This is a genomic window from Bradyrhizobium sp. th-b2 (genome assembly GCF_000426785.1).
GTDB lineage: Bacteria > Pseudomonadota > Alphaproteobacteria > Rhizobiales > Xanthobacteraceae > Bradyrhizobium > Bradyrhizobium septentrionale.
The window spans coordinates 26,258-41,973 of record NZ_AUGA01000020.1; the positions used below are offsets into that span (position 1 = coordinate 26,258).

14 protein-coding genes, 1 tRNA gene and 2 riboswitches are annotated in these 15,716 nt (G+C 64.6%); of the genes, 10 read left to right on the top strand and 5 right to left on the bottom strand.

Going from position 1 to position 15,716, the window contains the following annotated elements:
• Position 1 precedes the first annotated feature (1 nt).
• Both K359_RS59005 and K359_RS0123515 read right to left on the bottom strand, forming a co-directional pair.
• Positions 2 to 754: an alpha/beta fold hydrolase gene (locus tag K359_RS59005; RefSeq protein WP_084518491.1), complete on the bottom strand. Its 753-nt coding sequence runs from the start codon at positions 752 to 754 to the stop codon at positions 2 to 4.
• Positions 755 to 811: 57 nt separating this feature from the next.
• Complete coding sequence (locus K359_RS0123515) at positions 812 to 1,945, bottom strand: hypothetical protein (RefSeq protein WP_029081531.1); 1,134 nt, start codon at positions 1,943 to 1,945, stop codon at positions 812 to 814.
• A 235-nt stretch (positions 1,946 to 2,180) separates the two neighbouring features.
• Here K359_RS0123515 and K359_RS0123520 point away from each other — a divergent pair, with 235 nt between their 5' ends.
• Both K359_RS0123520 and K359_RS0123525 read left to right on the top strand, forming a co-directional pair.
• Positions 2,181 to 2,426, top strand: coding sequence for a zinc-finger domain-containing protein (locus K359_RS0123520; RefSeq protein WP_029081532.1), 246 nt, complete (start codon positions 2,181 to 2,183; stop codon positions 2,424 to 2,426).
• 7 nt (positions 2,427 to 2,433) lie between these two features.
• A complete protein-coding gene (locus K359_RS0123525; RefSeq protein ID WP_029081533.1) occupies positions 2,434 to 3,636 on the top strand; it encodes an FAD-dependent monooxygenase in 1,203 nt (400 codons plus the stop codon).
• Between the two features lie 54 nt (positions 3,637 to 3,690).
• On the opposite strand, the gene K359_RS0123530 is transcribed toward K359_RS0123525, so the two are convergent.
• Positions 3,691 to 4,128: a hypothetical protein gene (locus tag K359_RS0123530; protein ID WP_029081534.1), complete on the bottom strand. Its 438-nt coding sequence runs from the start codon at positions 4,126 to 4,128 to the stop codon at positions 3,691 to 3,693.
• A 224-nt stretch (positions 4,129 to 4,352) separates the two neighbouring features.
• On the opposite strand from K359_RS0123530, the gene K359_RS0123535 reads away from it, so the two are divergent.
• Positions 4,353 to 4,439: transfer RNA gene (locus K359_RS0123535), tRNA-Leu, on the top strand.
• A 95-nt stretch (positions 4,440 to 4,534) separates the two neighbouring features.
• Here the strand turns inward: K359_RS0123535 and K359_RS0123540 are convergent.
• Positions 4,535 to 4,822 (bottom strand): PilZ domain-containing protein, encoded by a 288-nt coding sequence (locus K359_RS0123540; RefSeq protein ID WP_245284703.1) that lies wholly within the window; start codon positions 4,820 to 4,822, stop codon positions 4,535 to 4,537.
• A 278-nt stretch (positions 4,823 to 5,100) separates the two neighbouring features.
• Between K359_RS0123540 and K359_RS0123545 the strand changes: the two genes are divergently transcribed.
• On the top strand, positions 5,101 to 5,397 hold the full coding sequence (locus K359_RS0123545) for a hypothetical protein (RefSeq protein WP_029081536.1): 297 nt from the start codon (positions 5,101 to 5,103) through the stop codon (positions 5,395 to 5,397).
• Between the two features lie 174 nt (positions 5,398 to 5,571).
• Here the strand turns inward: K359_RS0123545 and K359_RS0123550 are convergent, their stop codons facing one another.
• Entirely contained in the window at positions 5,572 to 7,191 is a 1,620-nt protein-coding gene (locus K359_RS0123550; protein ID WP_029081537.1) for an ABC transporter substrate-binding protein, read from the bottom strand.
• Positions 7,192 to 7,456: 265 nt separating this feature from the next.
• Between K359_RS0123550 and K359_RS0123555 the strand changes: the two genes are divergently transcribed.
• The 6 genes from K359_RS0123555 (at position 7,457) to K359_RS0123580 (ending at position 15,582) form a co-directional block, all read left to right on the top strand.
• The gene (locus tag K359_RS0123555) at positions 7,457 to 8,587 is read left to right on the top strand and encodes a M20/M25/M40 family metallo-hydrolase (RefSeq protein ID WP_029081538.1); all 1,131 of its coding nucleotides are present in this window, start codon (positions 7,457 to 7,459) and stop codon (positions 8,585 to 8,587) included.
• Positions 8,588 to 8,679: 92 nt separating this feature from the next.
• Positions 8,680 to 8,786: riboswitch (glycine riboswitch) on the top strand.
• Positions 8,787 to 8,789: 3 nt separating this feature from the next.
• Positions 8,790 to 8,905: riboswitch (glycine riboswitch) on the top strand.
• Positions 8,906 to 8,970: 65 nt separating this feature from the next.
• Positions 8,971 to 10,278, top strand: coding sequence for a D-amino acid dehydrogenase (locus K359_RS52770; protein WP_051346325.1), 1,308 nt, complete (start codon positions 8,971 to 8,973; stop codon positions 10,276 to 10,278).
• Between the two features lie 233 nt (positions 10,279 to 10,511).
• Positions 10,512 to 11,810 carry an ArgE/DapE family deacylase gene (locus K359_RS0123565; RefSeq protein WP_029081539.1) on the top strand — a complete coding sequence of 433 codons (1,299 nt, stop codon included), beginning with the start codon at positions 10,512 to 10,514 and terminating at the stop codon, positions 11,808 to 11,810.
• 278 nt (positions 11,811 to 12,088) lie between these two features.
• Complete coding sequence (locus K359_RS0123570) at positions 12,089 to 13,030, top strand: ABC transporter permease (RefSeq protein WP_029081540.1); 942 nt, start codon at positions 12,089 to 12,091, stop codon at positions 13,028 to 13,030.
• A 3-nt stretch (positions 13,031 to 13,033) separates the two neighbouring features.
• Positions 13,034 to 13,921 (top strand): ABC transporter permease, encoded by an 888-nt coding sequence (locus tag K359_RS0123575; RefSeq protein ID WP_029081541.1) that lies wholly within the window; start codon positions 13,034 to 13,036, stop codon positions 13,919 to 13,921.
• Positions 13,918 to 15,582 carry an ABC transporter ATP-binding protein gene (locus tag K359_RS0123580; RefSeq protein ID WP_029081542.1) on the top strand — a complete coding sequence of 555 codons (1,665 nt, stop codon included), beginning with the start codon at positions 13,918 to 13,920 and terminating at the stop codon, positions 15,580 to 15,582. Before K359_RS0123575 ends, K359_RS0123580 begins: the two co-directional genes overlap by 4 nt.
• Positions 15,583 to 15,716 lie beyond the last annotated feature (134 nt).

A 15,716-nucleotide genomic window follows, 5' to 3' on the forward strand; every position in this document is an offset into this window, starting at 1 on the left:
GCTATTTTCGCCGCGACAGGAAGTCGATGACGCCGGTCTTGTAGACCTTGTCGCCGACCGCCCGCATATGATCGCGGTTCGGGATGTCGAGCACCTCCGAACCCGGAATGATCCTGCCGAGCGCCGCCGCTGAGCCGGCGATCTCGTCCTTGCTGCCGACTGCGATCAGAACCGGCACGCGGATGCCGGCCGCCTCCTCGCGCGTCATCAGCCGGCGCGAGCCGCGCAGGCAGGCGGCGAGTGCGCGGCGGTCGGAGCGGGTCTGGTCGGCAAAGGCGCGGAAGGTGCGGCCGACCGGATCGGTGACATCGTCGAGCGACGGTGCCTCCAGCGCGAGGGCTACGGTCTCGCCGGGGCCGCCGCCCTCGATCAGCCCGATGCCGATGCCCCCCAGGATCGCCGAGCGCACCCGATCGGAATTCTCAAGCGCCAGGATCGCTGTCATCCGCGAGCCCAGCGAATAGCCCATGATGTCGGCGCGCGCGATCCCGAGATGATCCATCAGCGCGATCACGTCGCTCGCCATGATCGCGATCTCGTACTGCGCGGCATCGTAGAGCTTGGCGGATTCGCCGTGGCCGCGATTGTCGAGCGCGATGACGCGCCGGCCAGCCTTGACGAGATCCGACACCCAGGTCGGATAGATCCAGTTGACGTTCTTGCTCGAGGCAAAGCCGTGCACGAGCACGATCGGCTCGCCCTCGCCTTCGTCGATATAGGCAATTTCAACGTCGCCGTGATGGAAACTCGGCATCATCCATTCCGTTGTTTTTTGGGATTGAGTTTGGCGATCGAAAAGCCGACCGCGAGCTTAGCCCTGGGCGGCAGAACCCGCCAGCGCAACCTGAGCGGACATCTGCCGCTGCAGGCGACGCGCCTTGCTCCGCCTGAGCCACCACCCGGTAGCCCGTTCGGTGGTCGCCTTGATCGAGGACAGGAAGCCGAACAGCGCGAGCAGCGCGCCGAACAGCCACATGGTGAGATTGAACGTGCCGGCCGCAAGCAGCAGCGCGCCGCGGCCGAGCAGCTTCAGGATCGCGCGGGTTTGGCCGCCCTTTGCCTCCGCGATGCGGGCCGCGCGCGCGATCTCCTGCGGGTTCTCCGCGACCTTCAGCGTGTCCCGTGCGGCACGAATCCCGGCGGCCTCGCCGACGCGTCCGACGTCCTTGGCGACGCGCACCAGCGCCCCGGCCTTCTCGGCGCGGAACGCCGCGCGGATCGCGGTTGCGGTCTCTGCCGGGCGAAGCACCGAGCCGGAGGCGACCGCCTCGCGCAGCGCCGGCTGGTCAACGACCTCGCGGGTCGAACGCCCGGCCGATTCGATCAGCCCTTCGCTCAGCCGTCCCGCCTTGCGCGTATCCTTGACCAGCGTCAGCCCGGCGCGCAGCGGCCCGGCGCCGCCGACCGACACATAGGTCGCCGCCGTCACGGCGAGCCCGGCGGCCGCAAGCCCAAGCACCAGCTGGTCGGTGTCCTCACCCATCACGAGATGCTTGCCCTCGCGCACGACGTCCCTGACATCGCCGAACACGAACAGGTCGCCCGCGACCGTGCCGGACAGGCTTGCGACATCGTCGGCGTTGCCGGTCACGAGGCCGGTGGCGAACCCCTTGGCGAAATGCGTGGTGGACGACTGCTCGGCGCGCGCCTCGTCGACCCGCCGTGTGAGCTCGTCGCTGAGCGCGATGTCCTTCTCGGCGGCGAGCGCGACAAAGCTCGTCGCAAGGTCGGCATCCCCCGCGGCCAGTGCCGCCTCGATATTGTCCGAAATCAACGCCGGGTTGTTGCGCAGCACGGAATTGATCCTGAGGTCGGCGAGCTCGGCGGGATTGTCCCGCGCGGCGAGGATCGTGCCGGCGTCATGGGCATGCGGCCAAATGACCGCGCCGATGGCAGCGCTCGCTGCCAGGCCGGCCACCGCAAGACTGAGGCGAACCCCGTTCATTCCGCTTGAAACCTCAAGTTTAATTCGCCTTGGAAATAGTGTGCCGTTTTTGCGACACAACGGCTCCGACCAAAGAAGGGCTTCTCTGGGACGACAAGATTGTGTCGAATTTGCATGAGCAAATGAGCCGTCGGGGCTCTAGGAATCAACTGTTCCCGCCAGTATGGTGCGCGGCATTTCGCGATGCCGCATGCTGTCGATTGCGTCTGCCCATCGTTGCCACCAAGGTGAGAATATGTCCGACCACGTCGTCCCGCACTTCCATAACGATGCCGGTGTCTCGGTGATCGAAATCGGATCGCAGGAGTTCATGTGCGTGGGCGCCAACCCGCCGTTCGATCACCCGCACGTGTTCCTCGACCTCGGTAACGACAGCGAGATCATCTGCCCGTACTGCTCGACGCTCTATCGCTTCGCGCCCGACCTGGCTGCCGGCGAGGCGCGGCCGCCGGAATGCGTGCTGAAAGACAAGGTCGCCTGACCGCTCCGTGGCCCTGACGCGAACCGTCATCGTTGCAGGCGCCGGGATCGGAGGACTGACGGCGTCGCTGACACTGGCGGCACAAGGCTTTCGCGTCGTCGTGCTGGAGAAGGCCGAGCGGCTCGAGGAAGCCGGCGCCGGCATCCAGCTCTCTCCCAATGCCAGCCGCATCCTGGTCGGGCTCGGGCTCAAGGAACCGCTTGCGCGGCGGGCGGTTACGCCTGAATCCGTCAACATCCTGAGCGCGCGGGCCGGCGGCGAGATCGCGCGGATGCCGCTTGGTCAAGCGGCCGAGTTCCGCGCCGGCGCACCCTATTGGGTGATCCACCGCGCCGACCTGCAGGCCGCACTGCAGGCCGCGGTCAACGACCACCCCGATATCGACCTGCGGCTCGGCTGCCAGTTCGAGGATGTGACAAAGCACGCCAAAGGGCTGACGGTGGTGCAGCGCCGCGGCAACGCACGGCGGGAGGAATTGGCCGTCGCGCTGATCGGCGCCGACGGCATCTGGTCCGCCGTGCGCGGGCATTTGTTTCCGGATGTACAGCCGAAATTCTCCGGCCTGATCGCCTGGCGCGGCACGCTGGACGCAACCGCCCTGCCGTGTGAATACACCGCACCGCGCGTCCAGCTCTGGATGGGGCCGGACGCCCATCTTGTGGCCTATCCGATCTCGGGTGGGCGCCAGATCAACGTGGTCGCGATCGTCGCAGGCACCTGGAACCGGCCGGGCTGGAGCGCACCCGGCGACATCAACGAGATCAAGGGCGCGTTCGCCACGGCGCGCTGGCCCGCAACCGCGCGGATGCTGATCGGCGCCGTCGACAGCTGGCGCAAATGGGCGCTGTTCACCCTGCCCGACATCGGCCGCTGGAGCGAAGGCGCGGTGACGCTGCTCGGCGATGCCGCGCATGCGATGTTGCCGTTCGCCGCGCAGGGCGCCGGCATGGCAATCGAGGATGCCGCCGTGCTCGCCAAGGCGCTCGGCGACTGCACCGGGGAAAACACCTCAGCCATTCCCGCCGCGCTGAAGCGCTACGCCGAGATGCGGCGCAGGCGCATACTGAAGGTCCAGCGCCTGGCCCGGCAGCAGGGCCGCATCTATCACTTGCGCGGGCCGCTCGCGATCGCGCGCGATCTCGCGATCCGCGCCATCGGTCCGCAGCGCATGCTGGCGCGGCAGGACTGGATCTACGACTGGCGCGTCTGAGCCATCAGCTGAGCGCACGCGAACAGCGATCGGCTTCGCTCGAAAGCGCTGAGTTTAGTGGACGACGCCCCGCGGGACGCGTGCCCCCTTCGCGGCAGGCGCCGGCGCGGCGGGCGCTGCGGCCGCAGCGGTCTCGTCCGGCGGGCTCTCGTGGCACTTGTTGCTGCGCCAGGCCTGATCCGCAAGTTTCTGCCGGGCGCGAATCGAGATCAGTTCGTTGCGATAGACCATCTCGGAGATCACGGTACCACCGACGCCGGTCTCCGCCTTGGCCATCAGCTTTTCCTGATCCGCAGCGCTGGTCGCGAGGTTCTTGCGCTCGGTCTCGAGTTGCTTGCAATCATAGAGGTCGTATTTGGCGGGATCGGCGAACGCCGGCGACATGGTATCGCCGATCTGCGCGCAGCCGGAAACGCCCGCGGCCGAGGCGAGCAGCACAATGACGGCCGCCGCGCGCGACAGCTTTGAGCGGCGTGGGAAACGAACAGGCATTCGGCTTTCTTAATCAGACAGTGTTGAGATTGCCTAAAGCAGCCGCCGGTGTCCGGATTGAGGCTCAATCGCGGCGGCGCGCCGCTTATCCCAATGCGAGGCGGCCGAAGCAAATGGAATTGCAGGCCACTGTTTAAGTCTTTGAAACCGCACCTGTTAGCAGCGGATAATGACAATTCCACTTCGCGCCCAAACGCGCTAGAAATCGGCGCGCCTGGCGCAATGCGGACGTGGCGGAACTGGTAGACGCAAGGGACTTAAAATCCCTCGATGGCAACGTCGTGTGGGTTCGACTCCCACCGCCCGCACCAGGCCTCTCGCTCGCGAAATGAGTAGCGTTGGCGCCACGGCCGGCCAGGCGAAGGCGATGCGGCTGCCGCGAGCTACGGCTCGGCCAAGCCGTTCGTCAGTCAAACCCCAGACCGATCCGCCGCTCCTTCTTCCAGATCACCCGGCAGGTGTGCCGCTGGCCGTCGACGGCGAGCACGAAGCGGTCGGGAAACCACAGCGGCGAATTGACTTCGATGCAGGCCCCCTGCGGAGAAAGATTTCGGACCGTGCAGGGTATCGCTTCATTGCCGAACTCGATCGCCCCCGATTTGAGGACGCGGCGACGGGAGCCGGCACGCCGCTCGTCGGTCGGCATTGGCTGTTGCCCGCTGGCTGGTGCGGGCCTGCTTTTGTCGTCGGCCATGAACCCGTCGCGGTCGGTACACAAGCTGGCGGCCAGATTACGACGCGATTCTGACGGGAACCTTAAGACATCGCCAAACGCGTTGGCATGCCACGCGCGCCCACGGCCTCGGCGGGCACGCGCGGTATCACGACGCTCGCATCACCTGATCGTGTTTCCGGGCTGTGGCACGGTTCACAAGCCGGGATCGCCGCGTCTCGTAATCTTCGCGCATTGGAAAATTCCGGCCGCACATTTCGCGGCCGTCGCATTTCGAAATCAATGGTCGGAGATCGGTGATGGAGATTGCAAACTGCAATCGGATTGCTGGCGACAGGGCGTGCGAACAAAGCGCCTCCATTCTCGAGCATGGCGACGACGCGGCCCATTGCAGCAACGGGCTCAATGCCCAGAAATTCCGGGACGCGACGCCCGACGAGCGCGTGATCTACCGGCGATGGATTCGTGGCGCGATCATGCTGTACGGACTGCTGGCACTCGCCGCGGGAACGGCCGTCTGGATTAACGGCGCGGCCGTCGGGCCGACACAGCTCTCCAGCCTGTCGAGCGCGAACGCCGCGAAATCGGGTCACTGACATTAGAGCGTTTTCGAGCGAAGTGGGCACCGGTTCGCGTGAAGAAAACGCGTCAAACAAGAAACTAGAGCTTCGGTTCTGATTCAATCAGAACCGAAGCTTTAGAAGCGACAGTTCGAAACGAAAAATGGCCGGGACAACGCCCGGCCATTCGTCGTGAGCAAAATCGCAAGCTTACTCGGACTTGTCGATATTCCAGAAGATCGGTGTCGCCGGACCGTCGAGCACGCCGGTCAACGACTTCCGCCAGGCGCTCGGAACCGTGTACTGGCCGAGCGGGATGTAGATCACCTGATCGTAGGCCTCGGTCTGGATGTCAGCGGCGATCTTCTTCTTTTCCTCGGCCGAGCCGGCGCGCGCGAACTTGTCGCGCAGCTCCTCGATCTTCGGGTCCTCGGCCCACCCGAACCAGCCGCCGTTCTTGCCACGGCCGGTGATCGACGCGTTGACGATCGGATCGGCGACGTCAGCTGCGACCCAGTTGGTGAAGAACATATTCCAGCCGCCTTCCTTCGGCGACTTCTGGCTGGCGCGGCGGGTCACGACGGTCTGCCAGTCGGTGGCCTGGAAATCCACCTTGAAGCCGGCATCGCGCAACTGCTGCGCCACGACGATCGGCTGGGCCTTCAGCGTGGTGACATCGCCCGGCCCCATGATCACGACGGGCGTGCCGTCATAGCCGGACGCGGCAAGCGCCTTCTTGGCCTCCGCCATGCCGCTGCCCTTCACTAAGGTCTCGGCACCGACGTCGGTCTCCAGCGGCGTGCCGCAGACGAAGAAGGCGCCGCAAATCTTCTGGTACTTGGCATTGCCGACCAGCGCGTCGAGCACGTCCTTCTGGTTCATCGCCAGGAATGCGGCGCGGCGCACCTTCGGATTGTCGAACGGCGGATAGAGGAAGTTCATGCGACCAAGGGTCTGGAAGCCGAACTTGTTCAGCACGTCGATCTTGAGATCCGGATTGGCTTCGAGCACCGGCAGCATGTCAAACGGAAGCTGTTCCATGAAATCGATGTCGCCGGACTGCAGCGCGTTCACCGCGGTCTGCGCATCAGCCATCGTGATCCACTCGACGCGGTCGACCTTGACGACCTTGCCGCCCGCGGTCCAGCTCGCCGGCTCCTTGCGCGGCACGTAGTCCTTGTTCTTCTCGTAGACCGCCTTCACGCCCGGCTGGAATTCCGCCTGCACGAACTTGAACGGCCCGGAGCCGATCTGTTCCGGGATCGGCTTGTCCGGCGGCGTCTCGGCGAGACGCTTCGGCATCATGAACGGCACGCGCGACGACGGCTTGCCGATCGATTCGAGCACGAGGCCGTAGGGCTCCTTCAGCTTCAACGTGATGGTCTTGGCGTCGGTCGCCTCCAGGCTCGCGACGAAGTCCATCAGCTTCTGGCCCATGCCGTCGACCTTGCCCCAGCGCTGCAGCGAGGCGACGCAGTCTTCCGCGGTGACCGGCGCGCCGTCGTGCCACTTCAGGCCGTCGCGCAGCGTGAACGTATAGGTCAACTTGTCGTCGGACACCTTCCAGTCCGCCATCTGCGGCTGGATCTTGAAGTTGGAATCCGTCGCCAGCAACGTGTCATAGATCATGTAGCCATGATCGCGGGTGATGTAGGCGGTGGTCATGATCGGATCGATGACGCGCAGATCCGAGTGCATCACCGCGGTGATGGTCTTGCCCGCAGCCATCGCCTGCGGTGCCAAAGACAATTCCTGCGGCGCGAACGACAGTGCAAGCGCCGTCAACGCAGCCGCAAGCGTGCGGTGCTTCCAACGCGAGATAGGGAACATGCAATTTCTCCTGACGTGAAACTGGTCAAAGCCGGCTTATTCGTTATGCATGCGGTTCGTTATTTAGGCGAACTAACATGCTGTACGGCTTGTGAAATCGAGACTTGCACCAAGCGCAATGCGCGTCAATCGGTTTCGGGCGGGATCGGACGTACACAAACGAATGAGGCCGCGCGCCAGATTTTGGCTTTACAAATTCGTCGGCTGAGATTTTCGTAACGCGCGCGCGATGCCGGCGCGATCAAAACAACAAGAGAGAAAAACGATGAACCCAGCCAATCTTCCCTTTGATTCCGAAGCGATGCTGCAAGGGCTACGTAGCTGGGTGGAATGCGAGAGCCCGACCTGGGATTCGGCGGCGGTCGAACGCATGCTCGACCTTGCCGCGCGCGAGATGGCGATCATGGGTGCGACGATCGAACGCATCGCCGGACGCCAGGGCTTTGCCGGCTGCGTCCGCGCCCGTTTTCCTCATCCCAAGCAAGGCCAGCCCGGCATCCTGATCGCCGGTCACCTGGACACCGTGCACCCGGTTGGCACCATCGAGAAGCTGAAGTGGCGGCGCGAAGGCAACAAGTGCTTCGGGCCCGGCATCTTCGACATGAAGGGCGGCAACTATCTGTCGGTCGAGGCGATCAGACAATTGGCGCGCGCCGCATTCACGACGCCGCTGCCGATCACGGTGCTGTTCACCCCCGATGAAGAGGTCGGCACGCCGTCGACGCGCGACATCATCGAGGCGGAAGCCGCACGCAACAAATATGTGCTGGTGCCGGAGCCAGGCCGGCCGAACAACGGCGTCGTCACCGGTCGCTACGCGATCGCGCGCTTCAATCTGGAAGCAACAGGCAAGCCGAGCCATGCCGGCGCGACGCTGTCGTCCGGCCGCTCCGCGATCCGCGAGATGGCGCGGCAGATCATCGCCATCGACGGCATGACCACCGAGGACTGCACGTTCTCGGTCGGCATCGTGCATGGCGGCCAATGGGTCAATTGCGTCGCGACGACCTGCACCGGCGAAGCGCTCAGCATGGCCAAGCGCCAGGCCGATCTCGACCGCGGCGTCGAGCGCATGCTGGCGCTGTCGGGCACCGCCAACGACGTGACCTTCAAGGTGACGCGCGGCGTCACCCGCCCGGTGTGGGAGCCGGATGCCGGCACCATGGTGCTCTATGAAAAGGCAAAGAGCCTCGCGGCGGCGATGGGCCTCGATCTGCCGCACGGCAGCGCCGGCGGCGGATCGGACGGCAACTTTACCGGCGCGATGGGCATCCCCACGCTCGACGGCCTCGGCGTTCGCGGCGCCGATGCGCATACGCTCAACGAACATATCGAGGTCGACAGCCTCGCCGAGCGCGGCCGCCTGATGGCGGCGCTGCTGGCGACGCTGGACTGACGTCGATTTGCACTGCACAACACGTTGGCACTGCCGGATCGAAATTTAGCCTTGTCCAATTTTCAGGCTTCGCCTACGGTCCGGCCGTCCAACACGACGATGCGGGAGAGATCGGAGCGACAACATGCGTGTTGTTGGCTTCGGCGCCGACGGAGCAACCGCCCCGGAAACTCTCAGGCAAAAGGACTGTATCGTCAGGACGATCTGGAGAGAGACGAACATGGCCACACATCAAGGGCCATGACGTCCACCGAAGGGGATAGTTCGCTATTGGGCCTCGGCCCGATGCGGATCAAGCTCTCAGGTACCGTGACAGATGGGGCGCCGACGCCGGTTTCACCGGTGGTTCGGCGAACCTAACCCACGGGAGCCTGAAGACCACCATGCCTCACATTGCGATCATTGGCGCCGGCATCACCGGCGTGACGACGGCCTATGCCCTGCTCGAACGCGGCTACCGGGTGACTGTCCTCGACAGGCATCGCTACGCCGCGATGGAAACCTCGTTCGCCAATGGCGGACAGCTTTCCGCCAGCAACGCCGAAGTCTGGAACAGCGCCGCGACCATCCTCAAGGGTTTGCGCTGGATGCTCAGGAGCGACGCGCCGCTGCTGATGAATCCGAAGCCGAGCTGGCACAAATATTCCTGGATCGGCGAGTTCGTCGGCCACATCGGCCGCTATCTCAGCAACACCATCGAGACCACGCGGCTCGCCATCGAGGCGCGCAAACATCTGTTCTCGATCGCACAGCGCGAGAACATCGCCTTCGATCTCGAACGCCGCGGCATCCTGCACGTCTATCACGACAAGGCCGGCTTCGAAGCGGGCCTGCGGGTCAACACGCTGCTGCAGCAAGGCGGGCTCGACCGCCGGCCGGTAACGGCGGACGAAATCCGCGCCATCGAGCCCGCGCTGCAGACGGCCTGCTATGGCGGCTTCTTCACACCGTCGGATGCAACCGGCGATATCCACAAGTTCACCCGCGGGCTCGCCGACGCCTGCATCCGCCGCGGCGCGGCCTTCATCCACGAAGCCGATGTCGATGCGATCGCGCGCGGCGATGACGGCTTCCGCATCAGCTGGAACGAAGCCGCTTCGCACGACGCTGACGTCGCGACGCGGCATGAGTTGCAGGCGGACGGTGTAGTCATCTGCGCCGGGGTGGCGAGCCGCTACTTCGCTGGCATGCTCAACGACCGCGTCAATGTCTATCCGGTGAAGGGCTATTCGATCACCGTGCAACTCGATGCGCCGCAGAGCCGGGACGCTGCGCCGACCGTCAGCCTGCTCGATGAAGCTGCGAAAATCGTCACCAGCCGGCTCGGCGCCGACCGCTTCCGCGTCGCCGGCACCGCTGAGTTCAACGGCTTCAACCGCGACATTCGCGCCGACCGGATCCAGCCGCTGGTGGACTGGGTGCGACATCATTTCCCAGGGATCGACACGTCGACGATCGTGCCATGGGCGGGCCTGCGACCGATGATGCCGAACATGATGCCGGTGGTTCGCGCCGGACGGATTCCGGGCGTGTTCTACAATACGGGCCACGGTCATCTCGGCTGGACGCTGTCTGCCGCGACGGCGCAGATGGTCGCAGGGGCGATCGATGATTGCAGCGACCTCGACACGCCTTCAATGGTGCCGTCGCAGGTCGATACGACCGAGACCACTCACGCAGATTTCCCCTAATTGTCCGGCCGAAGAGGAAGAATATGAGCGTATTTGCCTATGGCCAAGTCGGAATTCGCTGAGAAACGCCGCGTGATAGGAACTAGCGTCACAATGGGAAAAAGCGCTTCATCGCGGGAGGGGACAATGCGCATTGGGGTGGCGGGCACGCATGACATTGCGCCGACTCCGTGCCGTCTTTCCAAAACAGTCAAAGCTCAGCCTTCTGCACAGGGCTCCACGAAAGGCGCGACATGACAATTGAGACGTTGACCAAGCCGGATCAGATTGCCGCAGAGCTGTGCGCGGCCGTCGACCGAAACTTCGACGATCAGATCGCGTTCCTGTCACGCATGGTGCAGTTCCGCAGCTTGCGCGGACAGGAAGCGCCGCAACAAGTTTGGCTGGCCGAGCAGTTCGCAAAACGCCGCTACGACGTCGATGTGTTCAGCCTTGCGGACGTCAACCTGATGAGCCATCCGAAGGCTGCGCCAATGGACGGCATCGATCTTGCCGGATCGCAGCAGGTTGTTGCGACGAAGAACAGCAAAGGCAGCGGGCGCAGCCTGATCCTGCAAGGTCATATCGACGTGGTGCCGGAGGGGCCCGCTGACCTTTGGGATCAGCCGCCGTTCGCAGCCGCCGTGCGCGACGGCTGGATGTTCGGGCGTGGTGCGCAAGACATGAAGGCCGGTGTCTCGGCAATGATCTTCGCGCTCGATGCGATCCGCGACGCCGGATATGCCCCGGGCGGGCGCATCCATCTGCAGACCGTGGCCGAGGAAGAGAGCACCGGCAACGGCGCATTGTCCACTCTGATGCGCGGCTATCGCGCCGACGCCTGTCTCATTCCCGAACCAACCGGACACACGCTCACGCGCGCCCAGGTCGGCGCCATCTGGTTTCGCCTGCGCGTCCGCGGCACGCCGGTGCATGTCGCCTATTCCGAGGCCGGTACCAGCGCCATCCTGTCGGCGATGCATCTGGTGCGCGCGTTCCAGGATTACACCAAAACGCTCAATGCCCGGGCGCTCGACAACAGCTGGTTCCGCAGCGTCAAGAATCCGATCAAGTTCAACGTCGGGATCATCAAAGGCGGCGACTGGGCCAGTTCGACCGCGGCCTGGTGCGAGCTGGATTGCCGGCTCGGTCTGCTGCCGGGCGAGACACCGCGAGAGGCGATGCGTGGCATCGAGGAATGCCTGGCCGATGCGCACAAGGCCGACGACTTCCTGTCCGACAATCCGGCTGAGCTTGTGTGGAGTGGTTTTCAGGCAGACCCAGCGGTGTGCGAGCCTGGCAGCGAAGCGGAAGCAGCTCTGTCGGCCGCCCATCACTCCGTGTTCCAGGCTTCAATGCAGGAGCGCCTGTCTACCGCCGTCAACGACACCCGCTACTATTGCGTCGACTACGGCATCCCTGCCCTTTGCTATGGTCCTTACGGTATCGGCCCACATGCGTTCAACGAGCGCGTCGAGCTCGACAGCCTTCGCAAGACAACGCAGAGCATCGCATTGTTCGTCGCTAACTGGTGCGGCGTGATGAGAGCGTGAATGGACTTGTCGTTTCAGGTCGGTGGCGCATGACGAAATGTGCAATTCGAAATAGCAGCTTCGGATGGAGCAGCTTCAGACCAAGGGAGGCTTCCAACGGCCTGAACCGCGCCTTGATATAGCGTCGCCATTGGCACAGTATTTGCCTGCAAATTCATCACTTTCGCGCTAGCTTTGAGAGAAGACGCAGAAGCGCATGAGACACATCACGGGGACACCATGAGTATGATGCGGCCCAGCCTTCGCTTCGCACCGCCTGACGACGGGAGATAGCAACGATGATCGGCTATCTCATCCGCCGCATCCTCGCTGCCGTTCCCGTGATGGGCGTGGTGGCTCTGTTCGTGTTCCTGTTGCTGCGGCTGACGCCGGGCGACCCCGCCGCCATTCTCGCCGGCGACAATGCGACGCCGGAGCAGCTCGAACGCATCAGGACCTCGCTTGGTCTCAACGAGCCGATCTACATACAGTTCTACACCTGGGTCGCCAGACTGCTGCATGGCGACCTCGGCGTCTCCTTGATCTCGAACAAGCCGATCCTCGAGATGATCGGCCCGCGCCTCGAACCGTCGATCTCGGTCGCGCTCGCCACCATCATCCTCTCGATCCTGGTGGCGGTGCCGCTCGGCGTGATCGCGGCGTGGAAGCACGGCACATGGATCGATCGCTTCGTGATGGGGCTCTCGGTGCTCGGCTTCTCGGTGCCGGTGTTCGTGATCGGCTATGTGCTGATCCAGATCTTTGCGATCGATCTGCGCTGGGTGCCGGTGCAGGGCTTCAAGAGCATCTCGGCCGGCTTCGGTCCATTCTTCGAGCGCATCATCCTGCCGACTTGCACGCTCTCCTTCATCTATGTCGCGCTGATCGCGCGCATGACACGGGCCTCGATGCTCGATGTGCTGGGTGAGGATTACGTGCGCACCGCGCGCGCCAAGGGCATCGGCGAGACCGGCGTGCTGCTGCGCCATGCGCTGCGCAACGCCGCGGTGCCGGTCATCACCGTGATCGGTTCCGGCTTCGCGCTCCTGATCTCCGGCGTCGTTGTCACCGAGAGCGTGTTCAACCTGCCCGGCATCGGCCGCCTCACCGTCGATGCGGTGCTGGCGCGCGACTATCCGGTGATCCAGGCCATGATCCTTCTTACGTCGGGTATCTATGTCGCGGTCAATCTGTTGATCGACCTCGCCTACACCCTGCTCGATCCTCGTATCCGGTACTGAGCAATGGCGATCGAAACCCTTCCCGAATCCTCTATCCCCGTCACCCGGCCGTTCCGCGTCAAGCTCGGCTTCCTCACCTCGACGCCGATCATCGCGGTTGCGACGATCTGTCTCGCCCTCATCATCCTGATGGCGATCTTCGCGCCGCTGCTCGCGCCGCACGATCCGCTGCTGCTGACGCCGTCGCAGCGGCTGAAGCCGTCGAGCGCGCAGTACCTGCTCGGCACCGACGCCTATGGACGCGACCTGTTGTCGCGCGTCATCTACGGCGCGCGGATCTCGCTGGTGATCGGGCTCGGTGCCGCCGTCTGCTCAATTGCTATCGGGCTGCTGATCGGCCTCGTCGCCGGCTTCTTCCGCTGGGTCGATGCGGTGATGATGCGTGTGATGGACGGCTTGATGGCGATCCCCGCTATCCTGCTCGCGATCGCCGTGGTGTCGCTGTCGGGCGCCAGCATCTGGACCGTGATGATCGCGATCACCATCCCCGAGATCCCGCGCGTGGCGCGGCTGGTGCGCGCGGTGGTGCTGACCGCACGCGAGGAGCCCTATGTCGAGGCCGCGATCTCGCTCGGCTCCAGCCTGCCCAAGATCATGTGGCGGCATTTGATGCCGAACACGATCGCGCCCCTGATCGTGCAAGGCACCTATGTCTGCGCATCCGCGATCCTGACCGAGGCGATCCTGTCGTTCCTCGGCGCCGGCATCTCGCCGGAAACACCGACCTGGGGCAACATCATGGCCGAGGGCCGCGCCTATTTTCAGGTCAAGCCCTCGCTGATCTTCTGGCCGGGGCTCCTGCTCTCGATCGCCATTCTCAGCATCAATCTGATCGGCGACGCCGCGCGCGACGCGCTCGATCCCCGTATGAAGCAGCGTGAGGGCAAGTGACCGCAACCAGCTCGACCAACGTCGTCCTCGACATCAACAATCTCGTCGTCGGCCTCGGCCGCAAGCAGGATGCGCACCGCATCATCGACGACCTCTCGCTGCAGGTGCGCGAAGGCGAGACGCTCTGCCTGGTCGGCGAAAGCGGCTCCGGCAAATCGGTGACCTCGCTCACCGTGATGGGCCTGCTGCAGAAGGGCACGCTGGTGCCCTCGGGCGGCAGCGTCAAACTGGTCGGCGAGGAGCTGCTCACCGCCAGCGACCGGCGGCTGCGCCAGCTCCGCGCCACGCGGATGGCGATGATCTTCCAGGAGCCGATGACTGCGCTCAACCCGGTGGTGCCGGTCGGCCGCCAGATCGACGAGGTGCTGCGCGCCCATACCGATCTCGACGCCCGCGCGCGGCGCCAGAAGATCCTGGCGATGATGGAGCATGTGCGGCTGCCGGATGTGGAGCGCATCTTCTCCTCCTACCCACACCGCCTGTCGGGCGGACAGCGCCAGCGCATCATGATCGCGATGGCGCTGGTGCTGGAACCGAAGCTCCTGATCGCGGACGAGCCGACCACCGCGCTCGACGTCACCACGCAGAAGCAGATCCTCACCCTGATCCGCGACCTGCAACGCGATCACGGCACCGCGGTGCTGTTCATCACCCACGACATGGGCGTCGTGGCCGAGATCGCCGACCGCGTCTCGGTGATGCGGCACGGCCGGCTGGTCGAGACCGGCCCGCTGCAGGACGTGCTGCGCAATCCGAAGATGGAGTACACCCGCAATCTGCTGTCCTCGGTGCCGAGCCTGGTGCCGCGCCCGCCACGCGCGGAGACGCAGGAGCCGGTGGTGCTGGAGGCCAACGAGCTCTGCAAGGTCTACCGGGAGCGGTCGCTGTACGGCAAAGCCCGTGAAGTCGCGGCCGCCAGCAACGTCACGCTCACTCTGCGCAAGGGCCGCACCCTTGGCATCGTCGGCGAAAGCGGCTCCGGCAAATCGACGGTCGCGCGCTGCATCGTCCGCCTGATCGATCCGACCTCGGGCGGCGTGCGCCTCGCCGGCCGCGAGATCTCAGATCTGTCGCGGCGACTGTTGCAGCCGCATCGCCAGAAGATCCAGATCATCTTCCAGGACCCCTACCGCTCGCTCAATCCGCGCGTCACCGTCGGCGAAAGCATCGCGGAGGGCCCGATCAATTACGGCATGCCGCGCAAGGACGCGCTGGCGCGGGCCCGCGAACTGCTCGAGCTGGTCCATTTGCCGCCCGACGCGATCGCGCGCTACCCGCACCAGTTCTCCGGCGGCCAGCGCCAGCGCATCGCGATCGCGCGCGCACTGGCGCTCGACCCCGACGTTCTGGTGGCGGATGAAGCCGTGTCCGCGCTCGACGTCTCGGTGCAGGCGCAGGTTCTGAACCTGCTTGACGAAATCCAGCAGCGTCTGGGCATCGCACTGTTGTTCATCACGCATGATCTGCGCGTCGCCGCACAAATCTGCGACGACGTCGCCGTGATGCAGCGCGGCCGCGTCGTGGAACAGGGACCGGCGGCCGAGGTGCTGACCAATCCGCAGCAGGCCTATACCCGCGCGCTACTCGATGCCGCACCCGGCCGCGGCTGGGATTTTGCGAACTTCCGCCCGGTTTCGGAAGGCATTGTAGCGACGGCCTAAGTCTTTAGCAGCAGCAGCCTTACGACCTAGCCTTGCTGACATGGCTTTATGACCTGGCCTTGGGCCTTTACGCCCATAGGGCATGCAAATCCGGTAGTGCTCCCCGGCTTGCGCTGGGCGCGACGACACGCTTA